Source organism: Saccharospirillum sp. HFRX-2, from assembly GCF_043196805.1.
Taxonomy (GTDB): domain Bacteria; phylum Pseudomonadota; class Gammaproteobacteria; order Pseudomonadales; family Natronospirillaceae; genus Saccharospirillum.
This window is the reverse complement of record NZ_JBEBMU010000009.1, coordinates 26539-43687: the sequence shown is the minus strand read 5'-3', so window position 1 is coordinate 43687 and position 17149 is coordinate 26539. Positions and strand designations below refer to the sequence as shown.

Here is a 17149-nt window from a genome sequence, read left to right as displayed (position 1 = left end):
CATCGCAAACTTGAAGCTGCGGCCATTGGCCGCATTATTTTGGGCAGTTTAATTAGATTCTACTAAATTAGGTTTAGCTAAGATGGAAATCGTTAATTTCACGCCGGTGTCCGCGCTGATCGGTGGCGCGCTCATTGGTTTATCCGCCGCCTTCCTGCTGTGGTCCCAAGGTCGCATCGCCGGTATCTCCGGCATTGTCGGCGGCCTGACCAAGCCGGTACGCGGTGATGTCGCCTGGCGTGCGGTCTTTGTGATCGGACTGATGCTCGGCGGCGTATTGTACCGAGTGCTCGGTTTTGGTGCTGGCGTTGCGCATATTCAGCCTGTCGTCAGCCCCGGACTTTTGGTCTTGGCCGGTCTGCTGGTGGGCGTTGGTGCCACCATCGGTGCCGGTTGCACCAGTGGTCACGGCATTTGCGGCTTGGCCCGACGCAGCCCGCGTTCGCTGGTCGCGACCTTGAGTTTTATGGGCAGTGGTCTGGTGACTGTCTTTGTTGTACGTCAGTTGATGGGAGTCGGGGCATGATACAGACATTGCGCTTAGTGGCCGCGCTGTTCGCCGGAATGGTGTTCGGTTTGGGTTTGTCGGTCGCGCAGATGATTGATCCGGCCAAGGTTGTTGGTTTTCTCAATGTGTTCGGCGCCTGGGACCCATCATTGGCGTTCGTTATGGGTGGCGGCCTGGCGGTGAATTTCATTCTGACACCGCTGATCTTCAAGCAGGCGCGGCCCTGGTTAGCCGACTATTTCCGGCTGCCGGCCAAGACCGAAATCGATCGGCGCATCGTGCTCGGTGGCATCATCTTCGGTGCCGGCTGGGGTCTGGCGGGTTATTGCCCGGGCCCGATGATCACCTCGTTGAGCTTTGCCGATGGCAGCCCAAATGGCGGCATAGTCACCATCATTCTGGCCTACCTTGCCGGCACCTGGATCACTCAGCGGGCGCTGATCTGGATCGATCAGCGACCGGCCAAACTGGCCAGCGCCTGATCAATCACCTCGTACCGCTTTGCTCTCTTACCCGGCTCACGCCGGGTTTTTTATGGCCGCCGTTATTGCCAAAAGGATCGGTGCACCTCTTGCTGAACCTCATGCGGCTTCAGGCCGACATCGCGGTACAGATGTGTTGGCAGGCGCTTTAACTGGCGGCGCGTTTTGATCCGCCGCTGCCAGAAACGCAGCAAAGCCTGCATTCGGGCCAAGCGCCCCTTCCAGAACACCCAACCAACCTTGGTTGAGCGCATTGCCAAGCTGTTATTAAGCGTTGTTTGGGTACTCATCTCCGGCTCCTGTACTTCTTCACTGTACTGGGATTATGCTACTGCCATGATCTGGACCGGCACAGATTCAGATCTCAGCTATATCAATAAGTACAGATTCACCAGAGCCCCAACTGTTACGCTCTTTTTTCCCTGCAACTGTTATGGTGAGCCGAATGGAAACCAGCCTTTATCATCAACTGGCCGAGAAACTGGCCGACCATATCCGCACCGGCGCTATCGCCACAGGCGAACGCCTACCCTCTATCCGGCAACTGGCGAAGCAGGAAGGCGTCAGTATTTCCACGGTGATGTCGGCGTACAGCATGCTGGAAGAACAAGGCTGGGTGGAGGTGCGACCCAAGTCGGGCTATTACGCCATCAAGCAGGCCCGGCCGTCATTGGCGATGCCGTCCATCGCCCAGACTGAAGCGCGCCCTATCGTCGCGACCACCTCTCAGTTGGTGATGGATGTGCAGCGCAATGGCTTTCGCTCCAATGCCATTAATTTCAGCCGCGCCACTCCGGCCAACGATTTTCCCATCGCCAAACACCTGCAACAGAGTTACACCCGGCTGGCGAGAACTCGCGAGCATCTGGGCGTGGGTTACACCGTGCCGGAAGGCTCGTATGAGTTGCGCCAGCAGATTGCCCGTCATGCCATCGATACGGGTGTGGCGGTCTCACCAGACAGCATTGTCACCTCGGTTGGCAGCCTGAACGCTATGGGGCTGTGCTTACAGGCACTGACGCAACCGGGCGATGTGGTCGCGGTGGAATCGCCTTGTTACTACGGCATTCTGCAATTGATTGAATCCTACGGTCTGCGTGCGGTGGAAATCCCGGTGCATCCGCAAACCGGCATGAGCCTGGAAGCATTGAAACTGGCGCTTGAGCAATGGCCGATCGCCGCCATCCTGACGGTGTCGAACTTCTCCAACCCGCTCGGTTGCAGTATTCCGGAAGAACGCAAACGCGCTCTGGTCGGTTTGCTGGAACAATACGAAGTACCGCTGATCGAAGACGACATTTATGGCGATCTCTATTTTGGTGAGCGGCGCCCCAAAACAATCAAAGCATTCGACACCCAGGGCTGGGTTTTATTGTGCTCCTCGGTCTCCAAAACCATCGATCCGCAGGTGCGCGTCGGCTGGGTGTTGGCGGGCCGTTATTACGAAGAGATTCTGTACCGCAAGTTCGTCAATCTGGTCGCCACGCCGCTGCTGCCGCAATTGGTGTGCGCCGACATCCTCAGTCAGGGTATTTATGAGCGCCATCTGCGTCAGGCGCGCGAAGTCTATCGCCAACGTTATCAGCGGCTGGCCGATCTGGTAAGCGAACACTTCCCGTCGGTGACCAAGGTGTCACGCCCCCAAGGCGGCATTGGCGCCTGGTTTGAATTACCCCCGTCGGTGAACACCACAGAGTTGTACCACCACGCCAAAGATCAGGACGTGCTGATCGCGCCGGGCGAAATGTTCTCGCTCAACAAGCAATTTCGGCACTGTTTCCGGCTGAGTTTTGCACACCGCTGGACAGCGGAGCGCGAGGACGCCATTCGCCGCCTGGGCGACTGGGTGACCGCGCGAGTGTCGGCCACCGCAACGGTTTAATTCGGCTTACTTACTGAGCGCCAGATAAGCGCCCGCCGCCATCATGATGCCACCGGCAGAACGGTTCAGCCGACGCACCGCCTTGGGCGTTTTTAACACCCGGGCGGCGCGGGCGGCACTGACGGCAATCAGCATCAGACCAAGCGATAGCGCCACCGCCGTCAGCACACAGACCAGCAGCAGGTCAGCCGTCGACAAGGCGCTGAGGTTAACAAAGGTCGGCAGGAAGGCGATGTAGAACAAAATCACCTTGGGATTGGACGCGGAAATTAAAAAGCCCTGCACAAAACCCGACAAGGCACCGCCACCTTCAGCCTCCGCCGCCAACGGTTGATCATCGCTGACCACGGCGCGAAACATACGAATACCGAGATAGATCAGATAGGCCGCGCCCAGATAGCGAATCAGGGTAAAGAGCCCGGCCCAGTTTTCGGCAATGGCTGCCAGGCCATAGGTCGCCAGAACCAGATAGACCAGATCGCTGACCACCATGCCCAGCGCCAGCAACACACAGGCATTGGCACCGCGGGTCAGCGCCCGCGCCAGGATGGCAAAGACCCCCGGCCCCGGCGTGATACTGAACAGGAAGAGAGCCAGAAAGAAGGTAAAAGCACTGTGCACAGTCATGATCGATACCCGCCCCAAAAGTGCCGCCATTCTAACGCGGTAGCCAGCCGGCTGCCGAGTCCCATTGATGACTTTCAGGCGACTGCGCCAATCGCTCAGGCTGTGTTTTAATGCTTCGATAGCCCGCCCCATTACAAGGAAGCCCCAAGGATGAACCCCAAGCCTCTGCCGAAATCAACCGACGCCCCTATGGCTCGATCCCTACTGACGGTAGCGGCAGTCATCATTATTCTGGCCGGTATGAAAATCGCCCAGTCGATCATCGTGCCGTGTCTGTTGGCCTTGTTTCTGGCGGTGCTGACAGCGCCCGCGGTACGTTGGCTGGTTAAATGGAAGCTGCCGATCCCCATCGCCATCGGTATTGTCGTGGCGTTGGTCTTCGCTGTGTTCTATATCCTCGGTACTTTGGTGGCGACCTCTGCCGACGATTTTTTCAACCATCTGCCCGAGTACGAAAGCACCTTCGACAATGGCCTTGCCTATCTGCGCGAGCGCCTACCCTGGCTGAGGGTCGATCTGCAATCGCTGGCACCACCGGACAGTTTTATAAGCTTTGCCGGCCGCCTGTTTTCCGGCGTCGGCAGCATACTGGTGGCGGTGGCGCTGACCATCTTTATCCTGATCTTTATGCTCTACGAAGCGCAGAACCTGCCAGAAAAAGCCCGCCGTGCCCTGGGCAACAGCGTCGATATGACCTTCGCACGCCGCTTCAGCGATTCAGTACAGCGTTACCTGGCGATCAAATGCCTGGTCAGCACCGTCACCGGTGTGGTGGTCTGGGCGCTGATCAAACTGATGGGCGTCGATTACCCCATCCTCTGGGGCACCTTTGCCTTCCTGATGAACTTCATCCCCAATATCGGCTCGCTGATCGCCGCTGTACCGCCGATGTTTCTAGCTACTGTCCAGCTCGGCTGGCCCGGCCTGCTGATCAGTGGGCTGGGTTTCGGCGCCATCAATGCGGTGATCGGCAACCTGCTGGAGCCGCGACTGATGGGACGCTCTCTCGACCTCTCGACCCTGGTGGTGTTTATCTCCTTGGTGTTCTGGGGCTGGCTGTTAGGTCCGGTTGGCGCCTTGCTGGCGGTGCCGTTAACGGTGGTGGTCAAGATCGGCCTGGAGCTCTACCCGAAAAGCCGCTGGCTGGCGGTTTTGCTCAGCCAGTAGCGGCTTTTGAGCCGCTCAATCCAACGAACACAAGCGCGCCGATAACTGCGCCACGCGGCGGCCAAACAGCAGGATGATGACAAAGGCAATCGGCCAGGCGACCACAAAAGCGCCGCCCCAGCGACCGACAAAACCCACGTCGACCCCGGTATTGACCGCTGTGATCACAGCGGTCATCAAGGTCACCATCAACACCGACATCAACAGTGCCTGCACCCAGTGCTGATATTTCTTGCTGAACATAACGACTCCTCTTTGTTCAGGATTGACCCGGCCGCTGGTTCTTCAGCCACCACTCCCGTCCTTTAAGCATCAAATTCCAGTACACCCAGGGAAACAGCGTGGTTTTCATCCACCAGTAGAAACGCCGTGGCCGGGTTGGATTTAACGGAAAACTGGGCAGCAACTTGCCGCCATAGCCAAATTCGGCCAACACCACCTTGCCCGCTTCCACCGTCAGCGGGCAGGCGCCGTAGCCGTCGTAAGCCACGGCGAATGGCTGGCCCTTACGCATCGCCAGAATGTTCAGCGCCACCACCGGCGCCTGCTTGCGCACCGCTGCCGCGGTCTTGGCGTTGGGCGCCGAACTGACATCGCCCAGGCTAAAGACGTTGGCATAACGCGGATGTTGCAAAGAGTACTGATCGACCTCCAGCCAACCGGCTTCATTGGCCAGCGGACTGTTACGAACAACCGCCGGCGCCCGCTGTGGCGGGGTGACGTGCAGCAGATCGAAGGAGGTTTCAAGTTCGGTGCCGTCGGCTTGGGCAAACCAGGCTTTGTGGTTGGGACCATCAACCCGCACCAGGGTGCTGCCAAAGACCGGAACCGCGCCGTAACCACGCACATAACTTTCCAGCACCGGCACAAAGTCCGCGACACCGAACATGGCGGCACCGCTGTTGTGGAATTCAACCTGAATGTCTTTCAGTCGCCCTTGCTGCTTCCAAAAATCGCAACTGAGGTACATGGCTTTCTGCGGCGCGCCGGCGCATTTGATTGGCATCGGCGGCTGGGTAAAGAGCGCCTTGCCGGACGGTAACGCCTGCACCTGCTGCCAGGTGTAATCGGCCAGCTCAGTGACGTAGTTGGAGGTCACACCGTTTTTACCCAGCGTCTCGCTCAGACCGTCGATGGCGTCGATGTTCAATTCCAACCCGAGCGCAACCACCAACTGCTCGTACTCCAGCACCTCGTCGTTATCCAGCCGGACCTGACGCTGTTCGGGTTCGAAAGCCGCCACGCTCTGCTGTATCCAGTCAACGCCCCGGGGCAACAAGGATGCCGTCGGTCGTTTCAGTTGCTTCAGCGTCATAACGCCCCGGCCGACCAGAGTCTGGCCCGGCTGATAAACGTGCGTCTGGTTGGGCTCAACAAGGGCGATGCGCAGCGCGCTGTGACGTTGTTTCAGTGAAGCGGCAACGGCGATACCGGCAGCGCCACCCCCGGCGATAACGATCTGATATTGACGTGTCATAGAGTCACTCTTCTTTTTATTAGAATTTGCTAATATTAAACATCAAACCCAGGCCGTGGCAACGAAACCTTGGTCGTAGCGATAAAAAGAAGACCGTTTGGCGGGTGGGTTTAAATCATTCCGCAGCAGCGACGAAACAATCCCGGCCCTGCTGCTTGGCGCGATACAGCGCCTTGTCGGCTTTCTCGAAAAACTGCCACAGGGTTTCCCCCTCAGCGGGACGCGAACTGTAGCCACCGATGGAGATGGCCAACTCAGTACCTGCAATCCCAGCCGACAGTTCACGCACCGAAATCAAAATCCGCTGCGCTACCTGAGCGGCCTGGTCGGCATCGGTCGCGGCCAGCAGGACAACAAACTCATCACCGCCGAAACGGGCAATGACATCGGTATCGCGCAGGCAATCGCCGATTTTGCCGACCACCTGCATCAGGATGCCGTCAGCGACCGAATGGCCCAGGGTGTCGTTCAGGGTTTTGAAATTATCCAGATCGCAGACCAGAACGGTCAGTGGTAGGCCTTCCAGGCAGGCATGGGCGAGCATGTCGGGTGCCTGTTCATCGAGAAAACGTCGATTGGGAATGCCCAGCTGCGGGTCGCGCATCAGGCTGTCGCGCAACTCATCCTGTTGTTCGAGCAGGCGGCGCTGGATGTGTTTGAGTTCTTCGATATTGGTATCGGCACCCACGTAAATCCAGGGATAGCCGTCTTCGGTGCGATACACGACCGTGCCTTTATTAAGCAGCCAACAATACTCATCATCGCGCTGTTTAAAACGATATTCGGCGCAGAAAAGGTCGGTTTCGCCGCGAATCACCGCATTCCAGGCTTCTTCCACCCGAGGCCGGTCTTGCGGATGAACATAATCCAGCCAGTCCCAGGCATGGGCAAAGGGTACCTTGCCGTTGTGATGCATCGGGGTTGTCAGGGGGTACTGGTCGTAGTCACGATGATTGACGACAAAGACCCCCAAACGGTCCATCGCTGCCTTCACCCTGGCATCCTGGTGCAACAGCTTGAGCAATTGGGCGACGGCGGTTTCGTCAGCCGGGGGATTAACAGATGGCTTGGTTGGTTCCACGCTGGCTTACGACCTCCCTGTCGGCGTTAGCGAATTTTATGTGAACTCTATCACAATAACCTGATTTTGGGTCGGCGTCAGGCTCGGGACATAAACTTGCGTGACTCGGTGTTCACCTTGATGCGTTCGCCCACTTCGATGTATTCGGGAACCTGCACACTGAGGCCGCGGCCGAGATCCGCCGGCTTGGTGCGCGCCGAGGCTGAAGCGCCTTTGATCGCCGGAGCACAATCGAGGATGGTGCGCACCACCGATTGCGGCAATTCAATCGCCACCAGCACATCGTTGACCACCACGCCGGTCAGACCTTCCATACCGTCTTCCAGCCACGGCAGGGTATCGTCCAGGTCGTCACTCGAAAGCATATGCTGAGCGTAGTCTTCGGTGTCCATAAAGGTGTGCATGTCGCCGTCGGCAAACAGATATTGGACGGTGCGCATCTGGGCATCGGCCAGCGTCAGCAGCTCATCACCCTTGTAGGTTTCTTCGCGTTTACGCTTGGTGACCAGATCGTTGAAGGTCATCTTGTACAGCGTGGACGCGCCACGAGCGCTGGGGCTGTGCACATCGACTTTGCGGACAATAAACGGCTGGCCATCCAGTTCGACAACATGACCGGGTTTGATTTCGGGGGCTTTTGGCATCGTAAACTCGCAATCGCAAGGCGGAAAAAAGGTGGCGCAGTTTAGCACAGCAAGGCGTACAAGCCGCTAGTCATGCGCGCTGAGCGCAGCACTGAAACGACGCCGGTAATGCTCCATGGTCATGCCCAGTTCGCGTTTGAACAGCCGGCGGAAATTACTCTCGTCCTGATAACCCACCTCGCCGGCAATGCGCGCCGAGGTCAGGCGACTGTTCTCCAGCAACTGGCAGGCGCGTTTCAGGCGCTCCTTCTGCAGATATTTCAGCGGCGACAGACCTGTGGCCTGGGCAAAACGCCGCTTTAATTGACGGTCACTGATGGCCAGCTCCGTCGCCAGTTGCTCGATACTAACGCTCAGATGCAAGCGCTCGCGCAGCCGCGCCTGAGCCAGGCGGACTTTATCGTCGTTATGCGGCCGATCCGTCTGGGTAGCGCCATAGGCCACCGGCGCAGTCGATTGCCGGTCAACCTGCATCAATTTGGCGACCTCCAGCGCCAGCGCCTCGCTGTGTTGCCGAGCCACCAGATGCAACACCAGTTGCGCCGCGCTCTGCATACCGCCGCTGGCGCAGAGAATACGGCCATAATCGGCCAAAGCGGTGCGGGTATCGGTGCGTATGCCAGGAAACAACTGCTGGAAACTGGCCTCGCTGCGCCAGTGCATCAAGGCCGGATACGGCGCCAACAAGCCGGCAGCGGCCAGCACAAAGGCGCCGGTGCAGGCACTGGCGATGCGACCACCGCGCTGATAATACTGCTGCACGGCATCGACCATGGGCGCCAGTTGCTGCAACGCCTGACGAATGCGCTCCGGCCGGGACACCGCCTCGATCACCGAGGGCACCAGCCAGAGTTTTTGATCCAGCGGATAGCGATCATCGGCCAGCGCCTGCGCCAGCGATTGGTCAGCCGCCACCGGTAAACCGTTAAAGGGCCGCACCGGCTGGCCGTCGATGGAGACCAGCGACCATGCAAACAGCGGCGCTTCGCCGCCGGCTTTGTGATGGCAGTAGTTGACCATCATCAGCGCATCGACCAGACCCACCACCTGCGAACCCATGCTGTTTTCAGTCAGCAGTATCACCACCTGCATGGCAGCCACCTGAGTTGTTCCAACAAAGGCTCATAATGTCAGTTTTAGACCCTAAGTTGTCAAATATGACACTCAGCTTTCCAGCAAAACCAGCGCAGACTTCAGGCTCCTTTGCACCGGAATAGCCTGATGACGTTATTCTCCGCCTTATCCAGCCAGCAAACCCAAGCGCCGGTTGCCGCCCAGACCGGGCTGATGCCCGCCAGTTTCAAACGACTGGGCCGTGCGCTGAATGCGCTGAGCTGGCTAGCGCCAAACCTTGCCGCCCAGACACTGACCCGACTCTGGTTCACACCGGTGCACGGCGAACCTGGAGTGCGCACCCGCGCTTTCTGGAACAGCGCCGAGCGCCGCCAGACACTCTATCTCGATCCCGCTGGTCTCGATCTGCATCTTTGGGGCGCGCCCAACGCGCCCTTGATTCTGGGCGTGCATGGCTGGCGTGGCAGCGGCAGTCAATTCCGCGAGCTGGTAGCGCCGTTGGTCGAGGCAGGCTATCAGGTCTGTCTGTTCGATCTGCCCGGTCACGGTCTGAACAAAAGTCGCCATACTCACGTCTACGAATTCGCCCAGGCACTGGTGCTGATTCAGGCACAGCTGGGCCAGCCAGCCGCAGTGATGGCGCATTCTCTGGGTGCTCAGTCGGTGATTCAGGCGATGGCGCTGGGTTTGCAGCCGGGCCAGCTGGCGCTGATCGCGCCGGGTCTGGATGTGCAGGCGTTATTTGCGCGGTTTCACGGCGCTCTGGGGTTGAACGAGCGCAGCCGGGAGGCGTTTTTGCGTCATCTGACGGCGCACAGCCGTGAGCTATCGCGCCGTTTTCTGGATGAAGACACCAGTATCTGGCAACGCATCAGCCTCGACTTCGCCGAGCCCTTTTTGCAACTGCCGGGAATATTGGTGATCGATGAGGACGACCCGGAAGTGCCCCCTGGCGATTTTCAGCGCACCGCTGCAGCCTGGCCTTTAGCTGAGTCCATTCAGACCCGCGGCCTCGGCCACACCGGCGCGCTGAAAGACGCCGCCGTTATACAGCAGCTGGTGAACTACTTTCAGCGCCAGCTTTAGCTGAGCGAGCCGCCTTGGCCTGTTGCCGGTAAGCATGCAGCAGTGGCTCGGTGTAGCCGTTGGGTTGTGTCTTGCCTTTGAGCACCAGCGCAAGCGCCGCCTGGAAGGCGATGCTGGCGTCGTAGTCCGGCGCCATAGGTCGGTACGCCGCATCGTGCGCGTTCTGCCGATCAACCACCGCCGCCATGCGCTGCATCGTCTCGACCACCTGGGCTTCAGTACAGAGACCATGATGCAACCAGTTGGCCATATGCTGACTGGAGATGCGCAGCGTCGCGCGGTCTTCCATCAGACCGACATCGTTGATGTCGGGCACCTTGGAACAACCCACGCCCTGATCGATCCAGCGCACCACATAGCCAAGAATGCCCTGGGCGTTGTTGTCCAACTCTTGCTGAATATCGGCGGCGCTGAGCACGCTGCGGTCTTCCAGCAGCGGCAAGGTGAGCAGATCGTCCAGCTTAGCCGGCGCGCGCTGGCGTAATTGCGACTGCCGCGCGCGCACATCCACCTGGTGATAATGCAAGGCATGCAGCGTCGCGCCATTGGGTGACGGTACCCAGGCGGTGTTGGCGCCAGCCTCGGGATGGGCGATTTTCTGCGTCAGCATGGCCGCCATTTCATCCGGCATCGGCCACATGCCTTTGCCGATCTGGGCGCGACCGGCCAGACCACAGGCCAGGCCGACATCGACGTTGTTGTTTTCATAAGCCGCAATCCAGGCGGTCTGTTTCATCTGCGCCTTGGGGATCATCGGCCCGGCCAGCATGTCGGTGTGGATTTCATCGCCGGTGCGGTCCAGGAAGCCGGTGTTGATAAAGACCACCCGATCCATAGCCGCGCGGATGCACTCTTTCAGGTTCAGGCTGGTGCGCCGCTCTTCATCCATGATGCCAATTTTCAGGGTGTTGGGTGCCAGATCCAGCGCCTGCTCGACGCGCTCGAACAGCTCGACCGCAAAGGCCACCTCGGCCGGGCCGTGCATCTTGGGTTTGACGATATAGACGCTGCCGGTGCGCGAGTTGCGCAGTTCGCCCAGTTGTTTTAAATCGTGCATGGCGGCAAGCGCCGTCATCATCGCATCGAGCACGCCTTCGTAGATTTCCCGGCCATGGCGATCGAGAATCGCTGGCGTGGTCATCAGATGACCAACGTTGCGCACAAACATCAGACTGCGACCGGGCAAGGTCAGCAGCCGGCCATCCAGACCCTGGTAGTGACGATCTTCGGCCAGACGGCGGGTGACAGTTTGGCCGGCTTTGGTGAAGCTCTCGCTTAGGGTGCCACGCATCAGACCCAGCCAGTTGCGGTAGACCTCGACCTTATCATCGGCATCGACGGCGGCGACCGAGTCTTCGCAATCCATAATGGTGGTCAAGGCCGCCTCGATCAAAAGGTCTTTCACACCAGCAGCGTCGGTGCTGCCGATCTTGTCGGTCGGGTCGATCTGAATTTCGATATGCAGACCGTTATTGACCAGCAAAATAGCGCTCGGGTTTTCCGGATCGCCCTGAAAACCCAGACACTGCTCCGGCTGCGCCAGACTGGTTTCGCGGCCATCAACCAACTCCACCACTAATTCACCACCGAGCACCCGATACGCACTGACCCGCGAATGGCTGCATTCGGCCAGCGGCACTGCCTGATCGAGCAGTTGCCGGCCATAGGCGATCACCCGGGCGCCGCGCACCAGATTGTAATCGTCACTGGCTTCGGCGCCGTCGCTGTGGGCGATGGCATCGGTGCCGTAGAGCGCATCGTAGAGGCTGCCCCAACGGGCGTTAGCAGCGTTCAGCGCAAAGCGCGCGTTCTTCACCGGTACCACTAACTGCGGACCGGCCTGCTCAGCGATTTCACGATCCACACCGGTGGTGCGAATCTGAAAATCATCGCCAGCAGGGAGCAAATAGCCAATCTGCTCGAGAAAGGCACGGTAGTCGTCGCGGTTGAAAGGCTCTTCGCTGTGCTCGGCGTGCCAACGATCCAGCTGCGCCTGCAGTTGCTCACGTTCGCGCAACAAGGCGTCGTTGCGCGGCGTCAGTTCATCCAGGATGGATTCCAGTTGTTGCCACAGCTGACTCGGCTCGATGCCGGTACCCGGCAGAAGTTCCTCGGCGACCAGGCGGTGCAGCGCTGTTGCGATCTGCAAGCCGCCCTCGGTAGTGCGGTCTGTCATGCTCGGTGCCTCTTATTTTGTTGTTGGCGCTGGCGCGCCTTTTTCTGGGCGTTTTAGTGTGCGGTTTTGTGTTGTGCACACCCTGAGCCTAGGGACCGAAAAATAATTCCACTAATTTATTGTTGTTATTTTCATCATTCACAGCATGAATGTTCGCCCCGGAAAACGCCTGATGCCGCGCTACGGCTGTTGCCCCAGTTGCGCCAAGAGGAAATCGATGCCCGCTTGAGCGCACTGCATATCCTGCTGGGGAGTCCCCGAACTGAGGCCAATACCACCTACGACCTCGCCGTCGACCAGCACCGGCAAACCACCGCCCACCACCGACAACCGGCCGCCCAGAGCGGTATGAACACCAAAGGCCAACTGACCAGGCACACAGGCCGCGTTGTAGTCGTGCGTCGCCTTGCGAGCGGCCGCGGCGGTAAAGGCTTTATCCTGCGCCAGGGTAATACTGGTGATCTTGCCACCATCCATGCGCTCAAAGGCGATCAGGTTGCCGGACTCGTCGGTCACGGCGATGCACATCGGCACGCCGATCGCTTCGGCTTCGCGCCAGGCGCCTTCGATCAGCCAGTGCGCTTCACGACTATCCAAGCGGGGAATAGACAGCATTTCAGCGTTCTCCTAAGTAATGGCGCAAGGTTTTAGCCAGCGTGCAGTTCAGGGGCATTAACATCCAAGGTGGTGGCACGGCGCAATTCACGCACCTGATTAAAATCAAAGCGCCGACCGCGATGCAGGGTGCAGCGATTGTCCCAGATCACCAGATCGTTAGCCTGCCAGTGATGGCGATAAACAAAGTCGCGCTGAGTAGCGTGCTCGATTAAATCCAGCAACAACATTCGCCCTTCGGCCAGCGTCCAGCCATCCACCGAGCGCGCATGCGAGCTGACAAACAACACCTTGCGACCGGAACCCGGATGGGTGCGCACCAGCGGCCAGGTCACTGGCGGAATGGTGTTTTTCTGAGCGTCACTGTAGTCGGTATAGCCGAGCATAAAACGCGAATGCAGCACGTAATGCTCGGCCTGCAGATCGGCTACTTCGGCTTTCATATCAGCCGTTAACGAATCATAAGCAGCGCGCAAATCGGCGTACTCGGTTTCACCACCGGCAGGCGGAACCTTTACCGCACAGAGCATCGAATATTCCGCCGACGGTTTCTGAAAGGAACTGTCGCTGTGCCACAACTGGTTGGCGATATTGCTGACAATTTTCGGATCGTCACGATCAACCACGCCACCTTCATCGCGCACATTCGACAAGTCCGCCAGTTCATGATGCTGCAAACGATCGGGCCGATGTTTGAGTTTTTTCAAACCCAAATCCAAAGGCCCAAACGACTTGGCCAGATCCAATTGTTGGGTTTCGCTCAACGGCTGATTGCGAAATACCAGCACCGCATATTCGTCCATGGCCTGGCGAATGGCCTGCACGTTTTGCGCATCCAACGGCTGACTCAGATCGATGCCGGATGCTTCACCAACAAACAATGGATGCAAGGGTTTAACGGTTAATGTCATAGCGGAAACTCCTTCCGTCTGTGGACGGTTATTGTTGTTTTAGCACGCCTTTATCAGCGCGAACGAGCTTGCAAGCCAACCGCTTGCTGGGCCATCGATAAGCGCACCAGCAGCACCACTACAGCGCTGATAATCAGGCCGACCAGCGTCGACATCCACTCCGGAAAACCGACCAGCAAACCACTGATGATGATCACTGGACGCGCCCAGGTGGGCAGCTTCCCAACCAACATCAATCGACCTTCAGAGCCACCAGCAATCAACATGACGGCGATGACATTGAAGCAGAACCAGATCGCCGTCAGATGCAGTGGGCCTTGGAAAATCAAGGCCGGTTCGAACAGGAAAAAGATCGGCACGAAATACAACACCACCCCTAAACGAGCGGCATGCAAGCTGGTACGTAACGGATCGGAATCGCTGATGCGCGAAGCGAGAAAAGCCGCCAGCGCCACCGGCGGGGTAATCGCTGCCAGGGTGGCGTAATAAGCAATAAACAGATGGATCGCCAGCGTATTCAAACCGGCAATCTGTTCCAGTGCCGGTGCCAGCGTTAATGCCAGCATCAGATAAGCAGCGACGATCATGCCCAACATGCCGAAAATAATGCATACCCCCACGCCAATGGCGAGTACCAGAATCAGGCTACCGCCACCCATGCGCACCAGTTCTGAAGCAATCACCGGGGCGACGCCCGTCGCCATTAAACCGCCGAGAATAAAACTGGTCGGCAACAACAGCGCCATGGTCTGGCTAAGCAATTTGCTGATTTGAAAAAGAATGTCCGGCAACTTGCTTGGAGTGATGCGCAGCTCTTTCTTAAACAGCGTCAGCACAATCAACAGACCAGAGGCATAGAAAGGCGTCAGTCGTTCCCAGCGCATCACCACCAGACCCCAGACTAAAAAGCCCAGCACCACTAAAAACGGCCAGCCTTCTTTTAAGGTCTCGCGCAGTGATGGCAAATCGGCTTTGGGTAAGCCCTGCAAATCGGCCTTGGCGGCATAGCCATGCACGTGGCAATAGAGACCGAAGAAATACAGCAAGGAGGGAATGATGGCGGCCACGACGATGACGCCATATTCGGTGTTGGTAAAGTCGGCCATGATAAAAGCGACCGCGCCCATCACCGGAGGCATCAACATCCCACCGGTCGAAGCGCAGGCTTCCAAAGCACCGGCGTAATAACCGGGGAAACCGGCTTTTTTCATGCTCGGAATGGTGACCGAACCGGTGCTGACCACATTGCCGAAAATGCTGCCACTGAGGCTGCCAAAAAAGCCGCTCGCCAAGACACTAACTTTAGCCGGACCGCCCTTGGCCTGGCCCATTAATGCCGTTGCCAATTTGAGGAAAAAGTCGGCCGCACCGGTGGCCACCAACAGGGCAGCGAGAATCAAAAAGCCGACGATGGTTTCAGCCACTACTCGGGTAACGATGCCGAGCATGGCGTCACCGGAATAAATATTGAAAGCAATGGTGCGCTCCAAAGTCGTCGGCGGGCCCCACAAAATGCCCGGCATAGAGTCGGCAAAGACCGGATAGAAACCGAGGAAAATAACGATACACAGAAAGATCAAACCACCGGAACGGCGCGCCGCTTCAAGGATCAATACCATCAGCGCAGCGGCCACCCAAAGCTGCCAGCTTTCACTGACCGGCACCCAAGTCTGATAGACCAGATCGCGACCTTTGGACGCCATAAACAACATCAAACAAAAAATCGCCAGCGCCGGTAAATAACTCATCCAGGACACCCGCACTTCGCGTTTGTGAGCGGGTAATAGCAAATAAGCCATGGGCAAATACATGGCCATCAGCAGGAAGTAGTAAGTCAGATCCAACAGCGGGATCAGTCCAAAAATATAGACTACCGCCAGGGCCACACCGCCGAACGACATCGCCAAAGTCAGCAGACGAATGGGTGCTGGCATCGACTGATAGCGTTCCAAGGTTCGGTCTACAAAGGCCTCGGGTAGGGCGTTGTCGGGATCGACAGGGGATTGGTTTTCGGGTGTTGCGTTCATGATCGTTCAGGCCTCCGCCCAGGAGTACCAGTCGCCGCTAGAGTGGCGATTGGTGAGTAAAAAATAAAAATCGTTGGCTACATCAACAGCACAAGACTGGGTAAAAAACCCGGCCCGGAAAGGGCCGGGAAAGAGGTCGTCATGGTTGCAGCGACAGCACCATTTCGCCGTAACTGCGACCATCACTTTGCTGATCTCGGGTTTGCATCCAGAACGCCATCCAGTCTTCGTCGGCCGGTGACACCGTCATACCTTCAGCACGGGCTTCGGCCATGGTTTCCTTGTAGAGCGCTTCACGTTGCTGCGCCATGGCCACCAACTGATCCTGACGACGCTGGAAGGCATCGGTCCACAGACCTTTTTCCTGCAGATAACGGATGGCACCTTCGTGCAGTGGCTGCAGCGCACCCAGCTCCAAAAACTGCACCAGGCTGTCGATGGACATCATGTAGGCGTAGGTGTAATCGTCTTTGTAGGCGTCGTGTTGCTCGTCCATCCACTTCACTAACTGATAGACAAATTCGGGATCTTCATCAGCCAATACATGGTTGGCCTGGAAAGCATGATCCATCACCACACCACGTGCAGAGGGCACGCCGGACTGAGTTTCACGCGCCACATACCCCGGATGCAAAGCGCGGTAACGGGCAAAAGCTTCGGGGTCTTCTTCCGGTGCAGGCAAGGCCAACCAGCGAATGCCATGCGGACCGGCAGCGGCTTCATAACTCGGTCCCGAATGCGGTGAGGTAAAGGCAACGTCGGCGCGACCTTCGGCAATAATGGCGGTGTTGGCACCGTAATTACCGACTTCCACCAACGTCACCTCGCTCGGGTCCAGATCGAGGTAGGCCAGCAGTGCATCGATACCGGTCAGCAGAAAAGATGAACTCGCCGCATAGGCAATGCGGGTTCCCGGACCAATGTCATTAATGGTTTTGATGTCAGAATCACCACGCACCACATACCCCCAGGGCGTGATCATATTAACGTTCACCAAACGCGTATCGACCGGACCGGCATTAGGGGTGGCAAAGCCGTCGACGCCATCCATATGATCGAAATAATCCGATGCCTGAAACATCGCCAGGCGACCTTCACCGGTGTTTAACCAGGTCACCCGCGAATAACCATTGGGCGCCGGCAATACCCGCGAACGCGATGAGGTTTGCGCCGAAAATTCCGACGCCCAGGCAACTGATAAAGAATGATTGGCGGTCCCCACATTGGGGGTCACGATGTTGAAATAACGCGGCCATTGATAATCGTCGTCAGCCATAAGCTGACTGCTTAAGCTGGCCAAAAACAGGCCAGTTCCGAGGATGATACGGGCTAGAAATCCGAGCCGTTTTGGGGCCGTTGTAAACATGATTTGCTTCCTCTTACCGATAGTCA

The 17149-nt window shown here is 57.9% G+C and carries 17 protein-coding genes; 5 read left to right on the top strand and 12 right to left on the bottom strand.

Translation table 11 applies throughout. The features are described from left to right. The first annotated feature begins 82 nt into the window (after nucleotides 1–82). Both ABMA60_RS16050 and ABMA60_RS16045 read left to right on the top strand, forming a co-directional pair. Nucleotides 83–526 carry a YeeE/YedE family protein gene (locus ABMA60_RS16050; protein ID WP_392805137.1) on the top strand — a complete coding sequence of 148 codons (444 nt, stop codon included), beginning with the start codon at nucleotides 83–85 and terminating at the stop codon, nucleotides 524–526. Then, a complete protein-coding gene (locus ABMA60_RS16045; protein ID WP_392805134.1) occupies nucleotides 523–990 on the top strand; it encodes a DUF6691 family protein in 468 nt (155 codons plus the stop codon). The genes ABMA60_RS16050 and ABMA60_RS16045 overlap by 4 nt, the downstream gene beginning before the upstream one ends. A gap of 62 nt (nucleotides 991–1052) precedes the next feature. Here the strand turns inward: ABMA60_RS16045 and ABMA60_RS16040 are convergent, their stop codons facing one another. Beyond that, a complete protein-coding gene (locus tag ABMA60_RS16040; RefSeq protein WP_392805132.1) occupies nucleotides 1053–1280 on the bottom strand; it encodes a DUF1127 domain-containing protein in 228 nt (75 codons plus the stop codon). 155 nt (nucleotides 1281–1435) lie between these two features. Between ABMA60_RS16040 and ABMA60_RS16035 the strand changes: the two genes are divergently transcribed. Then, the gene (locus ABMA60_RS16035) at nucleotides 1436–2872 is read left to right on the top strand and encodes a PLP-dependent aminotransferase family protein (protein WP_392805129.1); all 1437 of its coding nucleotides are present in this window, start codon (nucleotides 1436–1438) and stop codon (nucleotides 2870–2872) included. Nucleotides 2873–2878: 6 nt separating this feature from the next. On the opposite strand, the gene ABMA60_RS16030 is transcribed toward ABMA60_RS16035, so the two are convergent. Then, nucleotides 2879–3499: a LysE family translocator gene (locus ABMA60_RS16030; protein ID WP_392805126.1), complete on the bottom strand. Its 621-nt coding sequence runs from the start codon at nucleotides 3497–3499 to the stop codon at nucleotides 2879–2881. 189 nt (nucleotides 3500–3688) lie between these two features. Between ABMA60_RS16030 and ABMA60_RS16025 the strand changes: the two genes are divergently transcribed. Further along, a complete protein-coding gene (locus ABMA60_RS16025; RefSeq protein WP_392805123.1) occupies nucleotides 3689–4666 on the top strand; it encodes an AI-2E family transporter in 978 nt (325 codons plus the stop codon). A 15-nt stretch (nucleotides 4667–4681) separates the two neighbouring features. On the opposite strand, the gene ABMA60_RS16020 is transcribed toward ABMA60_RS16025, so the two are convergent. The 5 genes from ABMA60_RS16020 to ABMA60_RS16000 all read right to left on the bottom strand — a co-directional run bounded on the left by ABMA60_RS16020 (nucleotide 4682) and on the right by ABMA60_RS16000 (nucleotide 8960). Beyond that, nucleotides 4682–4909: a DUF2798 domain-containing protein gene (locus ABMA60_RS16020; RefSeq protein ID WP_392805121.1), complete on the bottom strand. Its 228-nt coding sequence runs from the start codon at nucleotides 4907–4909 to the stop codon at nucleotides 4682–4684. Nucleotides 4910–4925: 16 nt separating this feature from the next. Beyond that, nucleotides 4926–6143 carry an FAD/NAD(P)-binding oxidoreductase gene (locus ABMA60_RS16015; protein WP_392805118.1) on the bottom strand — a complete coding sequence of 406 codons (1218 nt, stop codon included), beginning with the start codon at nucleotides 6141–6143 and terminating at the stop codon, nucleotides 4926–4928. A gap of 115 nt (nucleotides 6144–6258) precedes the next feature. After that, nucleotides 6259–7224, bottom strand: a complete 966-nt coding sequence (locus ABMA60_RS16010) for a diguanylate cyclase domain-containing protein (RefSeq protein WP_392805114.1) — start codon at nucleotides 7222–7224, stop codon at nucleotides 6259–6261. 77 nt (nucleotides 7225–7301) lie between these two features. Further along, nucleotides 7302–7868 carry an elongation factor P-like protein YeiP gene (gene yeiP, locus ABMA60_RS16005; protein ID WP_392805111.1) on the bottom strand — a complete coding sequence of 189 codons (567 nt, stop codon included), beginning with the start codon at nucleotides 7866–7868 and terminating at the stop codon, nucleotides 7302–7304. 66 nt (nucleotides 7869–7934) lie between these two features. Further along, complete coding sequence (locus tag ABMA60_RS16000) at nucleotides 7935–8960, bottom strand: GlxA family transcriptional regulator (RefSeq protein WP_392805310.1); 1026 nt, start codon at nucleotides 8958–8960, stop codon at nucleotides 7935–7937. Nucleotides 8961–9089: 129 nt separating this feature from the next. Between ABMA60_RS16000 and ABMA60_RS15995 the strand changes: the two genes are divergently transcribed. After that, nucleotides 9090–10028 (top strand): alpha/beta fold hydrolase, encoded by a 939-nt coding sequence (locus ABMA60_RS15995; protein ID WP_392805108.1) that lies wholly within the window; start codon nucleotides 9090–9092, stop codon nucleotides 10026–10028. Here the strand turns inward: ABMA60_RS15995 and ABMA60_RS15990 are convergent. From ABMA60_RS15990 to ABMA60_RS15970, 5 genes are all read right to left on the bottom strand, one after another. After that, nucleotides 9988–12204 (bottom strand): malate synthase G, encoded by a 2217-nt coding sequence (locus ABMA60_RS15990; protein ID WP_392805105.1) that lies wholly within the window; start codon nucleotides 12202–12204, stop codon nucleotides 9988–9990. The two genes, ABMA60_RS15995 and ABMA60_RS15990, sit on opposite strands and share 41 nt — an antisense overlap. 180 nt (nucleotides 12205–12384) lie before the next feature. Further along, nucleotides 12385–12819 carry a heme-binding protein gene (locus tag ABMA60_RS15985; RefSeq protein ID WP_392805102.1) on the bottom strand — a complete coding sequence of 145 codons (435 nt, stop codon included), beginning with the start codon at nucleotides 12817–12819 and terminating at the stop codon, nucleotides 12385–12387. A gap of 32 nt (nucleotides 12820–12851) precedes the next feature. Further along, the gene (locus ABMA60_RS15980) at nucleotides 12852–13730 is read right to left on the bottom strand and encodes a TauD/TfdA dioxygenase family protein (RefSeq protein ID WP_392805099.1); all 879 of its coding nucleotides are present in this window, start codon (nucleotides 13728–13730) and stop codon (nucleotides 12852–12854) included. Between the two features lie 53 nt (nucleotides 13731–13783). After that, nucleotides 13784–15757, bottom strand: a complete 1974-nt coding sequence (locus tag ABMA60_RS15975) for a TRAP transporter permease (RefSeq protein ID WP_392805097.1) — start codon at nucleotides 15755–15757, stop codon at nucleotides 13784–13786. 139 nt (nucleotides 15758–15896) lie between these two features. After that, nucleotides 15897–17123, bottom strand: a complete 1227-nt coding sequence (locus tag ABMA60_RS15970; protein WP_392805095.1) for a TAXI family TRAP transporter solute-binding subunit — start codon at nucleotides 17121–17123, stop codon at nucleotides 15897–15899. Between the last annotated feature and the right edge of the window lie 26 nt (nucleotides 17124–17149).